A 19,288-nucleotide genomic window follows, 5' to 3' on the forward strand; every position below is an offset into this window, starting at 1 on the left:
CTTTGGAAGAAGCTGAAGCCGGGAGATCGTGTTCGATTTTTCCGTATGCCCTCCACACTGGTTGGGTACGTTCCCGAAGAAACTCGTCGGCTCTACGAGTGGATGGTCGAACACAAGCATGTGCTGGTTGTAGACCACTACGACACAATCGACGGCATCGACTACCCTTGGTCCGATTGGTTCGAGCCGAACTGTGAGCACTTAGAAGGCTCTCATACCATCGTGCTGAACGATGACGGCCTGGAACGCGTCAACTGACTCTGCTGCCCACCTTTGCGTCCTAGCGCCTTTGCGTGAGTCTTAATACCCGCCCCCTCTGCGTCTCCGCGTCTCTGCGCGAGACTTCAAACGATGCCCCTCAACTGCCGGTTGATCATCGACGAGCCCGCTGACGGCGCCTGGAACATGGCGGTCGATGAGGCGCTCGTTGAGAGCGCCGTGGCCGAGGGCGTGGCCACCTTGCGGCTGTATCAGTGGCGTCCCACCCTCTCGCTAGGGTACTTCCAAAAGTACGCCGAGCGAGAGTCGCACGCCGCGAGCGCCGCCCTGCCGTGCGTGCGGCGGTCGAGCGGTGGTGGGGCGCTGGTGCATGACCGTGAGTTGACCTACTCGCTCGCGCTACCGGCGACGGCGCTGACGGGCGTCGATACGCGAAGCCTCTACTGCCAGGCGCACAAGGCAGTGATCGCGGCGGTCGCGGAACTGGGGGGCGACGCCTCGCGGTTGTCGCTCTGCGACCCCGAGAAGCAGCCCCGGCCCGAACGGGAGCCCTTCCTCTGCTTCCAGCGGCGGGCGGACGGCGACCTGCTGGTGGAAGGCCCCTTCCCGGACCAACAGGAGTCCCAGGAGGACGCGATAGGCGAACCCCGCCCCAGTGCTATGGCGGCGGGGGCCATCCGGGGCCGATACAAGGTCTGTGGCAGCGCCCAGCGGAAGCGCCGCGGGGCCCTGCTGCAACACGGCGGCGTCCTGCTGGCCCAGTCGCCCGCGGCGCCAGAACTGCCTGGGCTGGCCGAGTTGGGCGTCCTCGCCGTCAATCCGGCGGAGCTGGCGCCCGTGCTAGCCGGGCGCCTGGAAGTCGCCCTCGACCTTAGCTGCCAGCTGGGAGTCTTGCGGCCAACCGAAGCCGCGACTGCCCGGCGGATCGTTGCGGACAAGTACGGCGCCGATGCCTGGCTACGGCGGCACTAAAAAAACCGAGAGAAACCGACGCAGAATCACTGTCCCCGGCTTGCTAACAGAGGCAGCATTCCTGCTATGCTGGGAATTGGGTGGAAACTTCTCGTCACGGCAGCCCTCTCTCGGGGGGCGTGCCGGCGGTAGGTTCTGCCGCAATCCTCGCCAGACGCGAGCCATCGCTGCTGTCGCTACGTACAAATAGGTGTTGAGAGGAACAGTGCCGGCCCCTCCCAGGGACCGGGGAACCGGGCCACACGCCGGAACCGTGTGGCCGACACGAGATGAGGTGAACCCCCCGATGCCAACGAGCCGTCGCCATGTAAGGCGCCGGTTGACCGAACCTCCGCACTATTCGCTGAGAGTCCGCCGCAAGGCCCTCCTCTGACTCCCAGCCCGCCGTGCGTGTTCGAACTGGAGGAATCACGACATGAAGTTGGTGGTGCTAGCTGGAGCCAAGACGGGCGCGGCAGTCCCGATCAAGAAAGACCGATTTATCATCGGCCGGGGCAAGGACTGCACCCTGCGGGCAGGGAGTGAAGCGATCAGCCGCAACCATTGCGAGCTGCTCGTGACCGAGTCGGGCGTCACCGTCCGCGACATGGGGAGCCGCAACGGCACCTACGTCAACGACGAGAAGATCGAAGGCGTCAAGACGCTCTCCAACGGTGACAAGCTGCGGATCGGCCCGCTCGAGTTCCGCTACGAAGCCGAGGGCGAGCTCAAGCAAGCCAAGGCGCCGAAGGTGAAGAGCGTCGGAGAAGCCGTCGCGCGTACCGCGGCGAAGGCCACCAAAGAGCCCCAGAACTTCGAAGACGACATCAGCGACTGGTTGATCGCCGGCGAGGTCCCCACCGGCGCGGCGCCCGCCATCGGCGAGACGCTGATGATGAAGTCCGACGAGACCCGCATCTCGCAGGAGACCGCCGACAAGATCGCCGCCGAAACGCCGACCAAGGAGCTCTCTCCCGAAGAAGCCAAGTCTGCCGAGGAGTCCGCTGAGGACGCGGCTGAAGAGCCCGAAGCCGAAGGCGACGACAAGAAGAAAAAGAAGGGGCCCGGCAAACTCCCCTTCCAACCCCACAAGCCGCAGGCCAAAGACAGCCGCGAAGCGGCCATGCAGGTCCTCCGCGATATGGCCCGGCGTCGCTAGGACCCTGCCGCGATAGGAATTAGACGCGCTCAACGTATGAAGTCGAACGGCCCCCGCAAGAAGAAACCCACCGAACAGAAAGACGTGACGCCGCAGGTGGCGGGCGTTCTCGGTGTCGGCCTCGACGCGACCGACGGCCACAAGCGCCTCACACGCGGCCAGGACTTCCTCCTCGCCGGCGGGTCCGAAGAGACCCACTCACGGATGCAAGAGACCATGATCAAGGTTACCGAGAAGCTCGGCGACCGCGGCAAGCGCATCCGCGACGCCTCGCCCGAAGAGCTGCGGGATTTGATTGGCGAGGCTTCGAGCTAGAGCTTGCTCGGCTTAGCCATAGTGCTTCTAGCCTCGCGCTGACCCCTATCGCAACTTGACGACGTCTCGCGCAGAGACGCGGAGACGCAGAGGGTAGGCAATGAAGACTCACGCAAAGCCGCGAAGAAAAGAGTTGGAAGAAGGAACGTGACCGCAAACGACCGCGCAGGAGTGCTTATCTTTGCAACTTCGCGCCTTTGCGCGAGTCTTGATGGCACCCAGCTCTGCGACTCCGCGTCTCTGCGCGAGACCTGCGGCAAAGGGAAGCTCAAAAAGCGAGAGGGGCCCCGCTCCCATGGAGGTTCGGAGCCCCTTCGCCTGATTCTCACTCCCCAAACATCTCGTCCGACTCGGCCAGCGCCTCGAGCGCCTCGGCCTCAGCGGCGTCCTCGATCGACGGCTCACTCGACTCGCCCCGGTTCGCCTTCAGGGCCGCCAGCTCGGCCGGCGACAGCTGCACGTAGCCCATGTCGCGGATGACCTCGAGCACCTCGCTGCACGTGGGGAACATCCGGCCGCTGCGACGCTTGTAGGCGTCCAGGGCGTTCATGAAATCGACTTCGGCGTCGCTGTAGTCGCGCTCGCAGGTCGTCGGGTCGATCTGACGGCGACGGTTCACCTTCTCACGACGCTCGAGCTTCGGCTTGGGCGCCTCGACGGGCTGCGTGGCGGCGACCTCTTCGGCGCGACGGTCGGCGGCGACGCGGCGACGGTCGAGCGTCACCTCCTCGGCGCCGGCCTTTGCCTTTGGCTTGGACTTGGAAGCGGCGGCGGGCTTCTTAGCGGACTTAGCGGGAGCCTTCGCGGACTTCTTCGCGGCGGGCTTGGCGCCGGCCTTCGTGGTGCGGGTCTTGCTGGAAGCCTTCGAAGGAGCGGTCTTGGTCTGGGCCACGGCGGGGTTTCCTCGGCTCGGCGGGTTAGCTTTCAGGACGGGCGTCGGTCACAGGGGAGGGCTGACCGGCGTCGCATTGGGGGACAGGAGCTAGCATCGACGGAACGTGTTGTCAAAACGCAACGGCTAGGAAAGATTTCCGCTCTGCGTAAACAAACGCGATCGGGCGATTTTTCCGGCCAGTCAACTCGTACCACTCACACCGGCGCCACGCGCACGTTCGTGTTGCGGTGACCGGTCCCGACTGGTACGGTCCTCCCCGCCTACCGGCACAACCCGCACCACCCCGCCGCCGCGACGACCGCGAGACTCGGCATGCCGCAACCGACCCACAAGCTGACGCCCCTGGCCGCCCTGCTGGCGTTGGCCCTGGCTGGCTGCAACTCGGTGCAGCACCAGACGCTCAACGCCGAGGGCGTCGCCTACTACAAGCAGGGCGCCTACCAGCAGGCTGCCGGCAAGTTCCAAGAGGCGATCGCCAAGCGGCCCGACCTCGGCGACGGCTACTACAACCTCGCCGCCGCGATGCACCAGTCGGGCGTCCGGTTCAACCGCCCCGACGACCTCAAGCAGGCCGAGGTCCTCTACAACCAGGCCCTCGAACGCTCGCCCGACCACGTCGAGTGCTACCGCGGCCTCGCCGTGCTGCTCAACGAGACCGGCCGCCGCGACGCGTCGTACCGCTTGTTGAACAACTGGGCCGTCGCCAGCCCGCAGAACCCGAACCCCCACATCGAGCTCGCCCGCCTGCTCGAAGAGAGCTCACGCCCGCAGGACGCCGAGCAGCAGCTCGTCCAAGCCCTCACGATCAACCCCAGCGACGCCCGCGCCCTGGCCGCCCTAGGCCGCCTCCGCGACGAGGCAGGCGATCACCTGCAGGCGCTCCAGAACTACCAGCGTTCGCTCGACGTGAACCGTCACCAGCCCCAAGTCGCGGCGCGCGTCGCCACGCTCCAATCCGCTGGCGGCTCCGCCGCGACCCTCGCCACCGGCGCCGGCGGCACGCGGATGGCCAACCAGTGGCAAGCGCCCTCGGGCCCAGCGCGGTACTAAGGTAGGGTCCGCTGTGCGGACCGTTCGATTGATTGGCCGCGATGAGTTGGCTTCAAGCCGCCTTCTACGGTCCGCACAGCGGCCCCTACGGTCCGCGGGTCGAACCGCCAAACGACTCGAACCGCCGCTCCAACTCCTCACAAGCGAGCCGCAACGCTTCCTGCGAGTCGCATTTCGCTTGCCAGTGTTTCACGGCTTGGGTGACCTTCGATGACGTGAGCAACCGCTCCAATCGTTCCGCAACGCGGCGCCCTTTGAACCGCGACGTCGTCAGCTCTTCCGCGACGCCCAGCCGTCGCAGTCGCCAAGCGTTGTCGAACTGATCGAACGCCTTGGGTTGCACCAGTTGCGGCACGCCCGCCGCGAGGCCGCGGGCCGAGCTGCCGACGCCGCCGTGGTGGACGAACGCGGCCGACCGCTCCAGAAGTTGCGCGAGCGGCGTAAAGCCTGGCGCGATGATGCTTGAGGGCAATCGTGCTGGCAATTGATCCGCGTACTTCGTCAGCAACACGCCGCGCCGGCCCAAGCGCTGGCAGGCATCGATCGCGACTTCAAAGAACTTGTGCCCGAAACGCATCCCCGACCCCGGCGTGAACACGATCGGCGGGTCGTCCGCGTCGAGAAACGCGTTGAGCGCGTCGCTGAGCGGTTCGTCATCGCGTCCCCCGGCGCCATCGCCGAGCGGAAAGCCCGTCGTTACCGTGCCGTGAGGCCAGTCGCCCGGCGCCTCGCCGTCGGGCGACGCGAACCAATCGGGGAACAGGCACAGCGCCGGCGCGACGCCGTAATACCAGTCGAGGAAGCTCCCACGGATCGGGGGCAGGCCGTGCGACGCGCGGAACTCGTTGAGCGGCTTCATCACGATCGAGCCGACAAACGTCCGGTCACCCAGCGCGAACTGCAGCTTGTGCAGCCACCGCGGCGCCCCCGGCGGCGCGAACCCGGCCGGCATCCGCGGCGGCGTCTCGTCGCTCCACAGCGCCATCGGCGCGTAGACCACCGACACGGCCGGCATGCCAAGCTCTTCGGCCGCGACACGGCTCGCCAGGTCGAGCCCGTGGGCCACCAGCAGCGTCTCGCCGGGGCGCGACTTCGCGCGGACCACCCCGTCGAGCCGCTGAAGCAAGCCGATCGCCGCCTCACGAAAGACGACCGCCAGCCCCGACCGCGCGCCCCACAGGCCACGCGTCAGCGTCAGCCGGTCGTACTCTTCGGCCGTGGCCAGCTCGACCAGATCGAGCCCCGCCGCGGCGACATCGCTCGCAAAGTGCGGATTCGTGACCAGCGTCACGTCATGCCCGCGCCCGCGCAGCGCCGCCCCGAGCCCGATCATCGGGTAAACGTCGCCATAACTCCCCAACGCGGTCAGCAGGCAGTGCATCGGACTACTGTAACCGCCAAGACGCCAAGAGCGCCAGGGATCGCCAAGATCGACGGGTCCTGGCGTTCCTTGGCGCTCCTGGCGTCCTGGCGGTTCCAACTTGTAGATAGAACCACTCCAGCGGAGAATGGCCGTATGCCAACGCCCCCCACAACGCCGCCGGAAGAGGACGACGACTTCGAGTACGAGGTCGAACCCGCCGACGAAGAAGTCATCGCGGGCCAAGCACGGCGAGCGCGAGAAGAACTGAAGCGCGCCGAGCAGGCGATCGACGTCGATTCGATCTACCGCGAGATGAACCGCCGCGACGACTTCGACGCCGCGTTCGAGTCGATCAAGGGACGCCTCAGCATCCGCCACTTGTTGATCGCAACGACTGTGGTCGCCGTGCTCTTGGGGCTCGGCGCCATGGGCTTCTTCAACGGGGCGACGTTCGCCGCGTTTATCTGCCTCTCGCTGGTGGTGCTCGGCTCGCTCCACGCCTGGCTGGGCTACCAAGAGAGCAAGCGCCGCGCCGAGCTCGTCGCTCTCCGCGAAGCCCAGCTGCGTCAAGCGCGGCGCGTGTCGGGGGTCGAAGGCGACAATATTGAGGACGACGAGGACGATATCCCGATCCCCAGCCGATCGATGCCCAGCCCCGCTGAAGTGCTGCGTGAGTACTTCCGCTTCGGCCTGGGCGAGTTTCTCCTCGCCGCCGCCGTGGCGACCGTTGTCATCGCCCTGCTGGCGTTCACCGAGTCGCCGCTCAAGGGCGCCGCGGCGCTCGGCGCGGTGGCGATCACCGGCCTCGCGCTGCAAGCCGCCGAGATCGACGTGCCCCGACCGCTAGTGCTGGCGTTCTGGCTGTCACTCGTGGGCTTCTGCCTGCTGACCGTCGTGTCGTTTGTCCTCTAGCGCAGCGAGGAGAGCCGGAAGCGTGCGCGTCATCGGCGCCTAGAGACGCCTCCTACAGAGCCGCTTGCTCATCAATCCACTCACGGATCAACTCCTCGAGCGTCACCAGCGGCACGGCGCCGTTCACCAGCACCGCGTCATGGAACGCGCGGACGTCGAAGCGATCGCCGAGCTTCTCTTCCGCCAGTTCGCGGAGCTCGCGGATCTTCAGCTCGCCCGTCTTGTACGCCAGCGCTTGGCCCGGCCAGCCGATATAGCGATCGACCTCCGAACGGATCTCGTGCAGCGACATCGCCGAGTTGTCGGCCATGTAGTCGATCGCTTGCTGGCGGCTCCATCCCTTGTAGTGCATACCGGTATCGACGACGAGTCGCGCCGCACGCCATATCTCCATCGTCAGCCGCCCGAAGTCGCTGTACGGGTCTTCGTAGAAGCCCGCTTCCAGCCCGAGCCGCTCGGCATACAGGGCCCAGCCCTCGACGAACGCCGTGAAGCCGCCGTACTTGCGGAGCGGCGAGAGCCCATCGAGCTCTTGCTGCAGCGCGATCTGCAAGTGATGCCCCGGCACCGCCTCGTGCATCGACAGCGCCTCGATCATGTACTTGGGCCGCGCCTTGAGGTCGTACGTGTTGAGGAAGAAGAAGCCCGCCACCGTGCCGTCGCCTTGCGGGCTCTGGTAGTAGGCGAACGTCGTCTTCGGCGCGATGTAGTCCGGCACCGGCTTCAGGCCATACGGCATCCGCGGCAGCCGGCCGAACAGCGAAGGCAGCTCGCCGTCGATCCGCTTGAGGATCGCCGCCGTGTAGGCCATCAGCTCTGTGTCGGTCTCGGCGTAGAACTGCGGGCTGGTGCGGAGGTGCTCGACGAACGCGGCAAAGCGATCCTCCTCGTCGGTCTCGAAGCCGCTACGGTCGATGATGTCCTCCATCTCTCGTCGGATCCGCGCCACCTCAGCCAGGCCCACGCGGTGCACCTCTTCGGGCGTCATGTCGAGCGTCGTGAACTTGCGGACACAGTGGCGGTAGAAGTCCCTCCCACCCGGCAGCGCCGACGCGCCGATCGACGACCGGCAGTTGGGGACGTACTCGTCCGCCATGAAGACGCCGAACCGCCGATACGCCGGGACGACCGACTGCGCGATCGCCTCGCGCGCCTCGCGGCGCAGGCGCTCGTGCTCCGACTCGGGAACGCCGACCGCAAACTTCTTGAACGGTTTGTAAAGCAGGCTCTCGGTTGGATCATCGACGACATGCGAGTCGATCGACGACTCGTACCCTTCCATGATGATGGCCGGTACGGTCAGGCCGCGCTGGACCCCTTCGCGCATCAGCTCGATGTGGCCGTCGGTGTAAGCGGCGAACGCTCTCAGCCGCGCGATGTAGTTCTCGTAGTCCTTGACCGTGTCGAACGGCGACCAGTCCGGGAGCTCCGGGAACTGGATGTGGAAGCCGCTGCGGTTGTTGATCGGCAGTAGATGCTGACCCGCGGCGTAATCGGCGAGCGAGTCGGTCAGCTCTCGTTCGAGCAGGTCGCGCTCGAGTCGCAACTCCTTAGAGAGCGCGTCGCGGTCGATGGCCCGCAGTTGCTCGAGGAACTCGGCGTCTTGCTTCGCCGCACGGTCGGCGTCGGCGAGCGAGACTTTGCCAAGGCGGTCGTTGTAGCGGTGGTCGCCCGTGCGTGTCGCGTACTGCGGCCACTCTTGCATCCGCCACTGCCAAACGTCGTCGAGCAATTTCTCGAGCGATTCGCTCGGCCCGGCCAGCGCGGCGGTCGAGAGGGCGATCACGAACAGCAGGGCGAGGGTCTTCTTGAGCATGACGTTGCGACTCGGGGAGAGACTCATGCCGCCGTGGGCGGCGGCGTTAGCAAGACGGGCGCCTTGCCAAAGTAGCATTCTGGCGCCACCTTTTCACCGCCCGCTATTTATCTGGTAAATTTCACTCCAGTTTCACCCATGAAGCTACGCATCCAAACCGACTACGCGCTGCGCACGCTGATGTACCTCGGGTACACGGGCCGGTCGGCCCGCGCCGAGGACATCGCCAATCAGTTCGTCATCTCGAAAGACCACCTCGTGAAGGTGATCCAACTGCTCGCCAAGCTGGGGTACGTGCGGACCACGCCCGGCCGCGGCGGCGGCGTCTCGTTGGCCATGCCGCCGGACGAGATCGACGTCGGCGAGGTGATCGAGCGGATCGAGCAGCGTCACACGGTGCTGGACTGCGTCACCCATCCCGAAACCTGCCCGCTGGAGCCCGGCTGCCGGCTCCGCCGACTGTTGATCCGCGCCGAAGACGCCTTCTACAAGACGCTTGCGGGGACGACGGTTGCGGACCTCTGCCTCCACCAACGGCGCGGCGGGATGGCGAACCTCCCTCTCGAACCCGAATAGGCGTCCCTCTCATGTCGATCCATCGCTTTGCCGCTGCTCTGTTACTGCTCGCCGTCGCCGGGCCGGCTCTCGCCGAAGACGCCGCCCTCGAGCGCACCCGCAAGCAGGTCCGCATGCTCGATGATCTCTACAAGGGCGGCATCGTCCTGATCACGAAGAACTACGTGACCGAGGACTCGGATGTCCCCGCGGGCGTGGCCTTCAAGCAGCTCTTCGAGGCGGCGAAGAAGAACGGCTGGCACGAAGTGCGGCTGCTCGACGTCACCGGCGAACCCTACAACGACGAGAACTCGCCCGCCGAAGGCTTCGAGACCCGCGCCGTTGAACAGCTCAAGCAGGGCGAGGCCTATTACGACGAAGAGATCACCGAAGAGGGCAAGCGCTACCTCCAAGCCGCCACGGCGATCCCCGTCGTGATGCCCAAGTGCGTGATGTGCCACCCCCACTACGAAGACGCCAAGCCCGGCGCCGCCATCGGCGCGATGAGCTACCGCATCCCGATCGAGTGATCCTTCGTAGGGTCCGCTGTGCGAACCGGAGAGTTGGGTTACCCCGCACGTGGAGCAACTTGAAAAGTCTTTTCGAGAGGCAAAGAACCGGGGGCTAAGGCCCCGCGGCTAAGACGTGCTAGCCAGCAAGATCAGCCGGCACGTCTTAGCGTCCGGTTCTTCGAAGCCCGATGAGACTTCGGATGCAGATGCTGGTCAGCGTCCCGAGTTGCTCCAAGGTTGAGTCGCTCGGTGTTTCGACTCCGGGCGCTGACGCGTTCCGGCTCCCCAGCAAACGGTCGGGGGCGTTGGTCGCACGGCAACGTCGTTCGCACGGTCCGTCCAGCGGACCCTACCGCTTCTCCATCGGCACGAACTCGCGCTCGGTCGGGCCGGTGTAAATCTGCCGCGGGCGGTAGATGCGCTTGCCGGGGCTCTGACGCATCTCTTGCCAATGGGCGATCCAGCCCGGCATGCGGCCCATCGCGAAGAGGACCGTGAACATGTCGACCGGGATGCCCAGCGCGCGGTAGATGACGCCCGAGTAGAAATCGACGTTCGGGTAGAGCTGCCGCTCGACGAAGTACTCGTCGGTGAGGGCGACCTCTTCAAGCTTCAATGCGATCTCGAAGATCGGGTCGTCGATGTGGCCCGAGTCGAGCAAATCGTGGCAGGTCTTCTTGATGATCGTCGCCCGCGGGTCGAAGCTCTTGTAGACTCGGTGGCCGAAGCCCATCAGGCGGAAGCCGTTCGACTTGTCCTTGGCCATGCGGACGTACTTGTCGACGTCGCCACCGTCCTCGCGGATCCGCTCGAGCATCGAGACGCACGCCTCGTTGGCGCCGCCGTGCAGCGGGCCCGACAATGCCGCGACGCCCGCCGCGATCGACGCGAACAGGTTCGCGTCGCTCGAACCGACCATCCGCACCGTGCTGGTGGAGCAGTTCTGCTCGTGGTCGGCGTGGACGATCAGCAGCAGGTTCAGCGCCTGGGCGTGGATCGGGTTGACGACGTAATCCTCGGCCGGGACCGAGAACATCATGTGCAGGAAGTTCTCGCAGTAGCCCTGGTCGTTCTTCGGGTAGACGAACGGGTGGCCGATCGACTTCTTGTGCGCGTAGGCGGCGATGGTCGGCGCCTTGGCCAAGAGCCGCATCGTGCAGCGCTGCACGTCCTTCTCGTCGGTGACGTCGAGCGAGTCGGCGTAGAACGTCGACAGCGCGTGGATCACCGAGCTGAGGATCGCCATCGGGTGGGCGTCGTGCTGGAAGCCGTCGTAGAACTTCCGCATGTCCTCGTGCAGCATCGTGTGCTGGCGGAGGTCGGTCCGGAACGCGGCGATCTGGTCCGCCGTCGGCAGCTCGCCGTGCAGCAGCAAGTAGCACACCTCGACGAAGTCGCAGTGTTCGGCCAGCGTCTCGATCGGGTAGCCGCGGTAGCGGAGGATCCCCTTCTCGCCGTCGAGGAAGGTGATCGCGCTGAGCGTCGAGCCGGTGTTGACGAACCCCTCGTCGACAGTGATCGCGCCGGTCTCGGCGCGCAGCTTCGAGACGTCCAGTCCGACCTCGTCCTCGCTGCCAACAATCATCGGCAACGAAACGTTCTTGTCGCCAACAGTCAGCTTGGCGTCGGCCATCGACATCCTCTCTCCGAATTGGGGTGCAACAAGGGCGCTTGCGTGCGCGGCCGCCCCCTCGAATGACGAGACCGTCGAAGGGGCGAGACCGCAGTCTACCGGCCTCGGTTGGGGCTGCCAATCGGCGGCAACTCCCGATCCTACGCCGCGCCGGCGGGAAAAAAGTGAGGGCCCCGCTATTTCCGGCGCAACTCGGAGCGGGGCCCTCGGACGTGGTAGCCAAGTGGCAAGGCTGCCCAAGCATGCGTGACGAACCGGCGTCACGGCGCGGGATTCTCTCCAGGACGCCGTCGCGGCGTGAGGCCGGCCTTGCCGGTTGGGCCGTCCACTCCGATTACGCATGCGTTTCATTGGGTCCCTCTCTACTTGTCCACTGGGTCCACTTGGTCCACTTCGCGAAGGTCATCCCACTTAGCCCCCGGTCATTGACCGGGGGCTAAATGGCGCGGGCTACGCCGCCCTTGATTCAACGCCCGCCACCGCCCCGCGGTGGGCGACCGCCTCGCAATAGACGCACGGCATGAAAACCCTCCCGCCACACCCCGGGCAGCGCTGGGCGATTGCCGAACGCTCCAACAGGTCCTCCGCGGGCGGTATTCCGACCAGCCCTCGCTTGCCGTTGGCGATCTTGTCGACCGTCCCCCGGCTGACCCCCACCGCCCGAGCGATCCCCCGCCGCGACAGGCGCCCCTCGTCCAACAACCGCTTCACCTCCACCACCTGCTCGATCGTCAGCACGACCCCCTCCTCCTACGAAAATGGCTCCTACGAAAAAGACGAACGACAAACCTCAAACCACCAGCGTCACCTCCCCCCCGGCCTCCCTCGCCAAATTGCCCGACGTCCTCCCCCGACGCCGTTAAGCCTCCCGACGCCCTAGTCGTCCGCTGTGGGCTCCATCCAAAAATCCCCCGGTTCGGGGTACGTCTCCTCGTCGTCCAGCAAGAAGAAGTCCCAGTCCGCGTCCCCCAACGCCACCACCGCTCGCCCGATTCCCCGCATGCCTGGTCCCCGCATGGCCGCCTCCAGATAGTGAACTTTTGATCACTCCACGCAGACGCGAATGTAGCAAAGGCAGTGGCCAATTTCCACCAAAAAAGGCGCCGTTTTGTGCGCTATTCATGCCTACCAGAAAAGTTGGCAACGCCGACGGCGCTCGAGCCGCGCCTGTCAGGAAGCCCCGTCAGAAAAGCGGAGCCAGGCGACCCCCCGCCCCGAATCACCGCAGCCGCTGGCGGGCCGCGTCGGCCCCGTCGATGAGTTCCGGCGCCGACTGGCGGAGCAGGTCGAGTTCCGCCTGAGAAGCGGCGGAGAGAGTAGCGCCCGCGGTGCGGGCTTGGTCGCGTTCGCCGAGCCGTTCGTAGACGACGACCCGAGCCGCGGCCACAACGAGGTCCGGGCCGCTCCCTAGGTCCCCCGACGGCGGCAGCGACTCGAGCGCCTGGGCCGCGCCACGCAGGTCGTCCCGCCGCAGGAGGCACAGCGCCAGCCCCCGCAGGGCGAAGCGGTGGTACGTCGAGTCGGCCTCGGGGAACTTGTCGAGCACCGCCCGCCAGGCGTCGGGCGTGTCGGCCATTTTGGCGTGGAAGAGCTGCGTCTTGACGTCGTCGTACTGAGGGACGTTCACGCCCGATTGGAGCAACGTACGGGGCGCCACCACCCCTCCGACCGCCCCGCCGACACAAAGCCCCACCAGCAGCGCGGCCGCCACACGACGCCACCGGGAGCGTCTGACGGCCTCTCGCTGGGACTCGCTCTGCATCGCCTTGGTCAGCTGTTCCAGCGCCGCCGCGTCGTCGCTGGTGCGCGGCGTCCAGGCGCTGGCGAAGCCCGCGCCGGTGATCGTCGAGCTAAGCCCACCCGACTGGGCGACCCAGCCCTCCGACTGCCCGATGCGGGCCGCCTCGGCGAGGGCCTCTAGCAGCTCGGCGGCGTTCTGGTAGCGATCGGCGGGCTTCTTGGCGATCAGCCGGTCGATCACCACCGCCAGCGCTGCGGGCGTCTCGGGGCGTCGGCTGGCGACGGGCTCGGGCGGGTTGTTGAGGTGCTGCACCGCGACCGACAGCGGCGTGTCGCCCTTGAACGGCGGGTCGCCCGTCAGCAGCTGGTACGCCGTCACGCCAAGCGAGTAGAGGTCGCTCCGCGGATCGACCTCGCGCCCTTCGATCTGCTCGGGGCTCATGTAGAGCGGAGTCCCCATCGCGACGCCGACCTGCGTCATCCGCGGGCCGTCGGTCTCGACGAGTCTGGCAAGGCCGAAGTCCGCGACCTTCACGGCGCCCGAGCGGTCGAGCATCAGGTTGTCGGGCTTGATGTCGCGATGCACCAGGCCGCGCTCCGACGCCGCCGCCAGCGCCGAACCGACCTGCCAGAGCACCTCGAGCATCCGCCCCGGGCTCAGCAGGCCGTGGCGCTGCATCTCGCGTCCCAGTGTGCCGCCGGGGACGTACTCCTGGGCGATATAGTGGCGGCGGACCCCCTCGGCCTCGGCCGAGCCGACCTCGTAGACCTGCACGATCCCCGGGTGCGACAGCGACGCCGCCGAGCGGGCCTCGTGCTGAAAGCGATCGACGTACGCCTGATCGCGGCACAACTCGGCCGCCAAGACCTTCACCGCGACCCGACGGGCCAGCGACTGCTGCTCCGCTAAATAAACCGCCGCCATAGCCCCACGCCCCAGCTGCCGCAGCAGTTGGTAATCGTTAAGGCGATGGCCGGTGAGGTCGTCCACGGGGGCTTACGCCCGGGGGTTAGGGGTTGAGGGGCGAGGGACTAGGGGACGACGTTGGAAACTTATCGGAAGCAAAGCGCCCGCCTTTGTCCCCCTCCTTTTAGGGAGGGGTTAGGGGAGGGTCTTAGTTCTCCGTAACCATGTCGCGAACTTGTCGAGTACGGTCCAAGCAGAATTAGCACACAGTCCGCACCCATGTTTGGACGCGTTTCACCCTCCCCCCGCTTTCCTGAGACATGACCTCCCTAAAAAGGGAGGGGAACAAAGGCGACGGCTTCGACATCGCTGGGATGCAACCGCGCGCGGTCCTCTAGCCTCTACAACGTCACGTTCGTCAGAACCCGGCTCGCCGCTTCCGACTTGTTCAACACGTAGTAGTGAATCCCCGGGACGCCCGCATCCACGAGGCCCTGCGTTTGCGCCGTCGCTTGCTCGACGCCGACCTCGAACTGGGCGGTGGCATCTTCACCGCAGGCTTCCAGTTGCGACAGGAACTCCTGCGGCAACTTCGCGCCGCACAGTGAAGCGATCCGCTTGATCTGCGAGACGTTCGTCACCGGCAGCAGGCCCGGGATCAGCGGCACACGGATGCCGGCGGCCTCGCACTTGTCGCGGAAACGATAAAAGTCCTCGTTGTTATAGAACAGCTGCGTGATGATCGCGTGCGCGCCGGCGTCGATCTTCTTCTTGAGGTTATCGAGGTCCGCCTCCGGGGACGGCGCCTCTTGGTGCACCTCGGGGTAGCCGCCCACCGCGACGCCCATCGATGGGAAGTCGGCGTGGATCATTTCGACCAGCTCGTTGGCGTAACGATAGCCGCCTTCGGTAACAGTGAAGACCTTCTCGCCCGCCGGCGGATCACCCCGCAGCGCGACGACGTTGGTCACATCCGCCTCGAGTGCGCGGCGTAGGTAGTCGCGGACCTGATCCGCCGTCCGGCCGACGCACGTGAGGTGTGTCGCCACCGGCAGGCCGAACTCCTTGCGCACCCGCGCGGCGATCTCGAGCGTCCGGTCCTGGGTCGAGCCGCCCGCCCCATACGTGCAAGTGATGTAAGCCGGCTTGAAGCCCACCAGCGTCTGGGCGTGCCCGAACAGAGCCTCCACCCCCGCCTCGGTCTTGGGGGGGAAGAGCTCAAACGAGAGGGCGAACTTGTTCGCGGCGTAGATATCAGGAAGACGCATGAAGTACAGGGGCTATCGGCTGTCAGCTTGTTAAGCCGGATGTTTTACATCTGTGGGAGGGGTCTCCAGACCCCGATTACGGTATCCATCGCGAAACGGCATGGTGCGCGTCATCGGGGTCTGGAGACCCCTCCCACAGCATCGTGTCGATGCTATGACCGCATCCAAGCCCGCGTCAGTATAAGCCGACAGCCGACAGCCGACAGCCGACAGCCGACAGCCCCCTCACCACAACCGAGCCGCCGCGTTCTCCGCCACGTACTCGGCGACATAATCCTTGTACGCCTGGGCGATCTTGCGGGTCGTCGGGCCGCCGCCGGGTGGGAGCTCACGCCAATTGCCGTCGGCCCCGGTACTGCCAGGCAGTCGTATGGCGGCAACCGGCATCACCTCGCGCGTGGCGCTGGTGACGAACGCCTCTTCGACGCGGGCCAGGTCCTCGACCGACACGTGCTCTTCGTGCACGGGCCAGCCCGCCTTCGCGCCGATCTTCCGCAGCGCCGCCCCCGTGATGCCGCGGAGGTTGCCGTCCGAGTCCGCCGGCGTGACGACGCGACCATCAATCACAAAAAACGTGTTGCTGTTGCTCGCTTCGGTGGCGTAGCCGGTGGCGTTGAGCATCAGGCAATCGTCGGCGCCCAGTTCCACGGCCTCGGCGAGGCCGAGGATGTTGTTCAGGTAGTTGCCGCTCTTAATGTTGGGGCTGAGGGCGTTGTCGGCGTTGCGGCGGACGGTGGTGACCGCCAGTTTCATGCCGACCTCTCGGTGCTCCTGCTTCCAGACCGGGACGCCCTTCACGAGGATCATGTAGCTCGTCTTGAGGTTCGGGTCCGGGTAGAGGTCCACCGGCCCGACGCCACGTGAGACGTGCCAGCGGACATAAACCTCGCCCGAGCCGTCGGCCGAGTCGCCGCCGCCCGCCGCGGCCACGGCACGGCGGATCTCGGCCATCAGTTCGTCGCGGCTCTGCGTGATCGGCATGTGGATCAGCCGGGCCGAGTTCTCCATCCGCTCGAAGTGCTCGCGCCAAAACAGCGGCACGCCGTCGTAGGTTCGGAAGACCTCGTAGACCGAGTCGCCGTATAAGAACCCTCGGTCGAGCACCGGGATGCGGGCGTCTTCCAGCGGCGTGACGACGCCATCGATGTTGGCGGTCGAGCGGACGGTCACCGAGCTGGCGACAGACATGCGGAAATCCTCTTCAAGGCGCGTCGTTGTGGCGACGCGGCGGTGGGACGTGGTAGGCGGGGCGGCTCGCGTGGCAAGATCGGCAATCTGCGCAGAGGCTCCCGACGAAACGGGCAATTTCGTTGCGTCAGCGGGCAGCCGCGTGCCGAAACCGCATTCTACTGTCGCCCCCCCATTACGGTAGGCGACACGGGGAGGGACGAGGGTCTAGGGACGGGGGAAGCGCAAGCGTACCCCTCCGTTTTGCCCCGTCCCTCGCCCCCCGTCCCTTTTCTTCCTACAACGATTTAGGACTGGAAAGTGCCCCGGCGATTTCCGCTATACTCCGGTCCCCGCCCCGGACGGCGACCGCTTGTGAAGGGGCCGACAACTTGAGTCGCTACCCCGAGCCGAGCCCCGCCGCGTCGTCCGACAGCTGAACACCCATTAAGAAGGCAGCTGAATATGAGCAAAGTCGAAGCCGCTCCCCTCGCCTCCGCCGCCCGCGAGAACTGGACCGAAGTCACGCCTCAGGCCCTCTACCACAAGTTGACGACGATCGCGCGCAACCTGTGGTGGAGCTGGAAGCCCGAAGTCGGCCAGCTGTTCCGCGACCTCGACCCGGTGCGGTGGCGCCAGCTGGACCATAACCCGATCGCCCTGCTCTCGGAGATGACTCCCGAGCAGGTCGCCGAGCGGGCCAGCGAGATGGCGATGATCACCCGCATCAACCAGGCCCATCGCCGCCTGCACGACTACCTCACTAAGACCGAGCACACCTGGGGCGCTCGCGAGGCGGGCGTCCTCGGATCAAAGCCCGTCGCCTACTTCTCCGCCGAGTTCGGCATCCACGAGTCGGTGCCGATCTACTCCGGCGGCCTCGGCGTGCTGTCGGGCGACCACATCAAGTCGGCCAGCGGTCTGGGCATCCCGCTGATCGCTATCGGCTTGTTCTACGACCAAGGCTACTTCCGTCAGCACCTCGACGGCGAAGGCTATCAGCAGGAAGAGTACGTCGACACCAAGGTCGCCGTTCAGCCGATGGAGCCCGCCACGGGCCCGGACGGCAAGCCGATCACCGTGCAGATCGACACCCGCAACGGCGCGCTGTGCGCCAAGGTGTGGCTCATGCACGTCGGCCGCATCAGCCTCTACCTGCTCGACTGCGACGTCGAGGGCAATAGCCCGCAAGACCGCGAGCTCACCAGCCGGCTGTACGGCGGCGACACCCGCACGCGTATCCGCCAGGAACTCGTTCTCGGCATCGGCGGCGTCAAGGCGCTCAAGGCCCTCGGCATCACGCCGGGCGCGTATCACCTCAACGAGGGCCACAGCGCGTTCGCGCCGCTAGAGGTCATCCACGAGCGGATGGAGTACGACGGCCTGTCGTTCGACGACGCCCTGCGTGAAGTCGCCCAGCAGACCGTCTTCACGACGCACACCCCGGTCCCGGCGGGCCACGACCGCTTCGACGCCGGCCTCATCGAGGAGCACCTCGGCCCGACCCGCGATAAGCTCGGCATCTCGCACGAGCAGCTGATGGGTCTGGGACGCGTCGAGCCGCAGAACGGCGAAGAGTCGTTCTGCATGACCGTCATCGGTCTGAAGCTCTCACGCCGCGCCAACGCAGTGAGCTCGTTGCACGGCGTCGTCTCGCGCCGCATGTGGGCCAACCTTTGGCCCTGGCGTGTCGAGGAAGAGGTGCCCATCGGCCACATCACCAACGGCGTCCACGTCCCGACCTGGCTCGCGCTGCCGATGCGGCAGATGTACGACCGCTACCTCGGCGTCGATTGGCAACGGCGGATGTTCGACCCCGAGACTTGGCAGCGCATCTACCAAGTCGATCCGGGCGAGCTGTGGGAGACGCACCACGCGCTGAAGAGCCGGTGCCTCGACTTCGTCCGCCGTCGGCTCAGCCGTCAGGCACGTCGTCGCAGCGAGGACGAAGCCTCGGTCGACGCGGCGCGGCTGGCGCTCGACCCGGCGGCTTTGACGATCGGCTTTGCGCGTCGCTTCGCGACTTATAAGCGTGCCGACTTGTTCCTGCGTCAGCTCGACGCGATCGCCGAGCTGATCAACGACACGAACCGCCCGGTGCAGTTCATCTTCGCCGGCAAGGCGCACCCCGCCGACGAGCCCGGCAAGAAGTTCATCCAGCGGATCGCCAACCTGCGCAAGGACTCGCGGTTCTCGGGACGTGTCGTCTTCATCGAAGACTACGACCTGAACGTCGCCCGTCACATGGTGCAAGGCGTCGACGTGTGGCTTAACAACCCGCGTCGCCCGCTCGAAGCCTCCGGCACCAGCGGTATGAAGGTCGTGCTCAACGGCGGCCTCAACTGCTCGATCTTGGACGGCTGGTGGGCCGAGGCCTACAACGGCAAGAACGGCTTCTCCATCGGCCTAGGCCAGCAGCACGTCAACACCGACATCACCGACACGCGCGACGCCGAGAACCTGTTCCGGGTGCTCAGCGACGAGGTGATCCCCTGCTTCTACGAGCGTGACGCCGACGGTCTGCCGCACGAGTGGATCACGCGGATGGTCAACTCGATCGCGACCCTCGCCGCCCGCTTCAGCGCCCACCGCATGGTGCAGGACTACGTGACGCACTGCTACCTGCCCGCCGCGGGCGGCATGTCGAGCGAGATGGGGATGCGGTAAGAGCTAATCGACCGACTCATCTTGAGCCGCGCCCGTCAGGAAGCGGAGTCGCCATCGACGCGGCTCCGCTTCCTAACGGGCGCGGCTCAAGTCTTTTCGAGCGTGAACACAATCGACGGCGCGAGTCGCGTCGTGCCGACACGGGTGCTACGCTAAACC

The 19,288-nt window shown here is 66.2% G+C and carries 19 protein-coding genes; 10 read left to right on the forward strand and 9 right to left on the reverse strand.

What is annotated here, in order from left to right:
• Positions 1-45 precede the first annotated feature (45 nt).
• The 4 genes from Spa11_RS18255 to Spa11_RS18270 all read left to right on the forward strand — a co-directional run bounded on the left by Spa11_RS18255 (position 46) and on the right by Spa11_RS18270 (position 2,644).
• Positions 46-258, forward strand: a complete 213-nt coding sequence (locus Spa11_RS18255) for a hypothetical protein (RefSeq protein WP_145114906.1) — start codon at positions 46-48, stop codon at positions 256-258.
• A 93-nt stretch (positions 259-351) separates the two neighbouring features.
• On the forward strand, positions 352-1,191 hold the full coding sequence (locus Spa11_RS18260; RefSeq protein WP_145114908.1) for a lipoate--protein ligase family protein: 840 nt from the start codon (positions 352-354) through the stop codon (positions 1,189-1,191).
• Between the two features lie 415 nt (positions 1,192-1,606).
• The gene (locus Spa11_RS18265) at positions 1,607-2,329 is read left to right on the forward strand and encodes an FHA domain-containing protein (protein ID WP_145114911.1); all 723 of its coding nucleotides are present in this window, start codon (positions 1,607-1,609) and stop codon (positions 2,327-2,329) included.
• 36 nt (positions 2,330-2,365) lie between these two features.
• On the forward strand, positions 2,366-2,644 hold the full coding sequence (locus Spa11_RS18270; protein WP_145114914.1) for a hypothetical protein: 279 nt from the start codon (positions 2,366-2,368) through the stop codon (positions 2,642-2,644).
• Positions 2,645-2,969: 325 nt separating this feature from the next.
• Here the strand turns inward: Spa11_RS18270 and Spa11_RS23070 are convergent, their stop codons facing one another.
• The gene (locus Spa11_RS23070; RefSeq protein WP_197529988.1) at positions 2,970-3,536 is read right to left on the reverse strand and encodes a hypothetical protein; all 567 of its coding nucleotides are present in this window, start codon (positions 3,534-3,536) and stop codon (positions 2,970-2,972) included.
• 315 nt (positions 3,537-3,851) lie between these two features.
• Here Spa11_RS23070 and Spa11_RS18280 point away from each other — a divergent pair, with 315 nt between their 5' ends.
• On the forward strand, positions 3,852-4,589 hold the full coding sequence (locus Spa11_RS18280) for a tetratricopeptide repeat protein (protein WP_145114917.1): 738 nt from the start codon (positions 3,852-3,854) through the stop codon (positions 4,587-4,589).
• 85 nt (positions 4,590-4,674) lie between these two features.
• Here Spa11_RS18280 and Spa11_RS18285 read toward each other — a convergent pair whose 3' ends face one another.
• Positions 4,675-5,970: a glycosyltransferase gene (locus Spa11_RS18285; protein ID WP_145114920.1), complete on the reverse strand. Its 1,296-nt coding sequence runs from the start codon at positions 5,968-5,970 to the stop codon at positions 4,675-4,677.
• A 135-nt stretch (positions 5,971-6,105) separates the two neighbouring features.
• On the opposite strand from Spa11_RS18285, the gene Spa11_RS18290 reads away from it, so the two are divergent.
• Positions 6,106-6,864: a hypothetical protein gene (locus Spa11_RS18290; protein ID WP_145114923.1), complete on the forward strand. Its 759-nt coding sequence runs from the start codon at positions 6,106-6,108 to the stop codon at positions 6,862-6,864.
• A gap of 52 nt (positions 6,865-6,916) precedes the next feature.
• Here the strand turns inward: Spa11_RS18290 and Spa11_RS18295 are convergent, their stop codons facing one another.
• The gene (locus Spa11_RS18295) at positions 6,917-8,758 is read right to left on the reverse strand and encodes a DUF885 domain-containing protein (RefSeq protein WP_197529495.1); all 1,842 of its coding nucleotides are present in this window, start codon (positions 8,756-8,758) and stop codon (positions 6,917-6,919) included.
• 60 nt (positions 8,759-8,818) lie between these two features.
• On the opposite strand from Spa11_RS18295, the gene Spa11_RS18300 reads away from it, so the two are divergent.
• Together Spa11_RS18300 and Spa11_RS18305 are read left to right on the forward strand one after the other, a co-directional pair.
• On the forward strand, positions 8,819-9,256 hold the full coding sequence (locus Spa11_RS18300) for an RrF2 family transcriptional regulator (RefSeq protein WP_145114925.1): 438 nt from the start codon (positions 8,819-8,821) through the stop codon (positions 9,254-9,256).
• Positions 9,257-9,267: 11 nt separating this feature from the next.
• Positions 9,268-9,765 carry a c-type heme family protein gene (locus Spa11_RS18305; RefSeq protein ID WP_145114928.1) on the forward strand — a complete coding sequence of 166 codons (498 nt, stop codon included), beginning with the start codon at positions 9,268-9,270 and terminating at the stop codon, positions 9,763-9,765.
• A gap of 331 nt (positions 9,766-10,096) precedes the next feature.
• On the opposite strand, the gene Spa11_RS18310 is transcribed toward Spa11_RS18305, so the two are convergent.
• The 6 genes from Spa11_RS18310 to Spa11_RS18330 all read right to left on the reverse strand — a co-directional run bounded on the left by Spa11_RS18310 (position 10,097) and on the right by Spa11_RS18330 (position 16,483).
• A complete protein-coding gene (locus tag Spa11_RS18310) occupies positions 10,097-11,380 on the reverse strand; it encodes a citrate synthase (RefSeq protein ID WP_145114932.1) in 1,284 nt (427 codons plus the stop codon).
• 450 nt (positions 11,381-11,830) lie between these two features.
• Complete coding sequence (locus tag Spa11_RS18315; RefSeq protein WP_145114935.1) at positions 11,831-12,118, reverse strand: helix-turn-helix domain-containing protein; 288 nt, start codon at positions 12,116-12,118, stop codon at positions 11,831-11,833.
• Positions 12,119-12,256: 138 nt separating this feature from the next.
• Positions 12,257-12,397: a hypothetical protein gene (locus tag Spa11_RS23075; RefSeq protein WP_197529496.1), complete on the reverse strand. Its 141-nt coding sequence runs from the start codon at positions 12,395-12,397 to the stop codon at positions 12,257-12,259.
• Positions 12,398-12,599: 202 nt separating this feature from the next.
• Positions 12,600-14,111 (reverse strand): serine/threonine-protein kinase, encoded by a 1,512-nt coding sequence (locus Spa11_RS18320; protein ID WP_145114938.1) that lies wholly within the window; start codon positions 14,109-14,111, stop codon positions 12,600-12,602.
• A gap of 317 nt (positions 14,112-14,428) precedes the next feature.
• Positions 14,429-15,295 carry a methylenetetrahydrofolate reductase [NAD(P)H] gene (gene metF, locus Spa11_RS18325; protein ID WP_145114942.1) on the reverse strand — a complete coding sequence of 289 codons (867 nt, stop codon included), beginning with the start codon at positions 15,293-15,295 and terminating at the stop codon, positions 14,429-14,431.
• A gap of 225 nt (positions 15,296-15,520) precedes the next feature.
• Positions 15,521-16,483: an aminotransferase class IV gene (locus Spa11_RS18330; protein ID WP_145114946.1), complete on the reverse strand. Its 963-nt coding sequence runs from the start codon at positions 16,481-16,483 to the stop codon at positions 15,521-15,523.
• 444 nt (positions 16,484-16,927) lie between these two features.
• Here Spa11_RS18330 and glgP point away from each other — a divergent pair, with 444 nt between their 5' ends.
• Both glgP and Spa11_RS23470 read left to right on the forward strand, forming a co-directional pair.
• Positions 16,928-19,129, forward strand: coding sequence for an alpha-glucan family phosphorylase (gene glgP / locus Spa11_RS18335; RefSeq protein ID WP_145114949.1), 2,202 nt, complete (start codon positions 16,928-16,930; stop codon positions 19,127-19,129).
• 21 nt (positions 19,130-19,150) lie between these two features.
• Positions 19,151-19,285, forward strand: coding sequence for a hypothetical protein (locus Spa11_RS23470; protein ID WP_261342270.1), 135 nt, complete (start codon positions 19,151-19,153; stop codon positions 19,283-19,285).
• Positions 19,286-19,288 lie beyond the last annotated feature (3 nt).

The organism is Botrimarina mediterranea, assembly GCF_007753265.1.
Lineage (GTDB): Bacteria > Planctomycetota > Planctomycetia > Pirellulales > Lacipirellulaceae > Botrimarina > Botrimarina mediterranea.

Excerpts from the sequence above, each read along its gene's own strand:
- Spa11_RS18280 (WP_145114917.1), top strand. The coding sequence starts at position 3,852 with ATGCCGCAACCGACCCACAAGCTGACGCCCCTGGCCGCCCTGCTGGCG.
- Spa11_RS18300 (WP_145114925.1), top strand. The coding sequence starts at position 8,819 with ATGAAGCTACGCATCCAAACCGACTACGCGCTGCGCACGCTGATGTAC.
- Spa11_RS18310 (WP_145114932.1), bottom strand. The coding sequence starts at position 11,380 with ATGGCCGACGCCAAGCTGACTGTTGGCGACAAGAACGTTTCGTTGCCG.
- Spa11_RS18265 (WP_145114911.1), top strand. The coding sequence starts at position 1,607 with ATGAAGTTGGTGGTGCTAGCTGGAGCCAAGACGGGCGCGGCAGTCCCG.
- Spa11_RS18285 (WP_145114920.1), bottom strand. The coding sequence starts at position 5,970 with ATGCACTGCCTGCTGACCGCGTTGGGGAGTTATGGCGACGTTTACCCG.
- Spa11_RS18290 (WP_145114923.1), top strand. The coding sequence starts at position 6,106 with ATGCCAACGCCCCCCACAACGCCGCCGGAAGAGGACGACGACTTCGAG.
- Spa11_RS18305 (WP_145114928.1), top strand. The coding sequence starts at position 9,268 with ATGTCGATCCATCGCTTTGCCGCTGCTCTGTTACTGCTCGCCGTCGCC.
- Spa11_RS18260 (WP_145114908.1), top strand. The coding sequence starts at position 352 with ATGCCCCTCAACTGCCGGTTGATCATCGACGAGCCCGCTGACGGCGCC.
- glgP (WP_145114949.1), top strand. The coding sequence starts at position 16,928 with ATGAGCAAAGTCGAAGCCGCTCCCCTCGCCTCCGCCGCCCGCGAGAAC.
- metF (WP_145114942.1), bottom strand. The coding sequence starts at position 15,295 with ATGCGTCTTCCTGATATCTACGCCGCGAACAAGTTCGCCCTCTCGTTT.
- Spa11_RS18295 (WP_197529495.1), bottom strand. The coding sequence starts at position 8,758 with ATGCTACTTTGGCAAGGCGCCCGTCTTGCTAACGCCGCCGCCCACGGC.
- Spa11_RS18255 (WP_145114906.1), top strand. The coding sequence starts at position 46 with ATGCCCTCCACACTGGTTGGGTACGTTCCCGAAGAAACTCGTCGGCTC.
- Spa11_RS18270 (WP_145114914.1), top strand. The coding sequence starts at position 2,366 with ATGAAGTCGAACGGCCCCCGCAAGAAGAAACCCACCGAACAGAAAGAC.
- Spa11_RS18330 (WP_145114946.1), bottom strand. The coding sequence starts at position 16,483 with ATGTCTGTCGCCAGCTCGGTGACCGTCCGCTCGACCGCCAACATCGAT.
- Spa11_RS23075 (WP_197529496.1), bottom strand. The coding sequence starts at position 12,397 with ATGCGGGGACCAGGCATGCGGGGAATCGGGCGAGCGGTGGTGGCGTTG.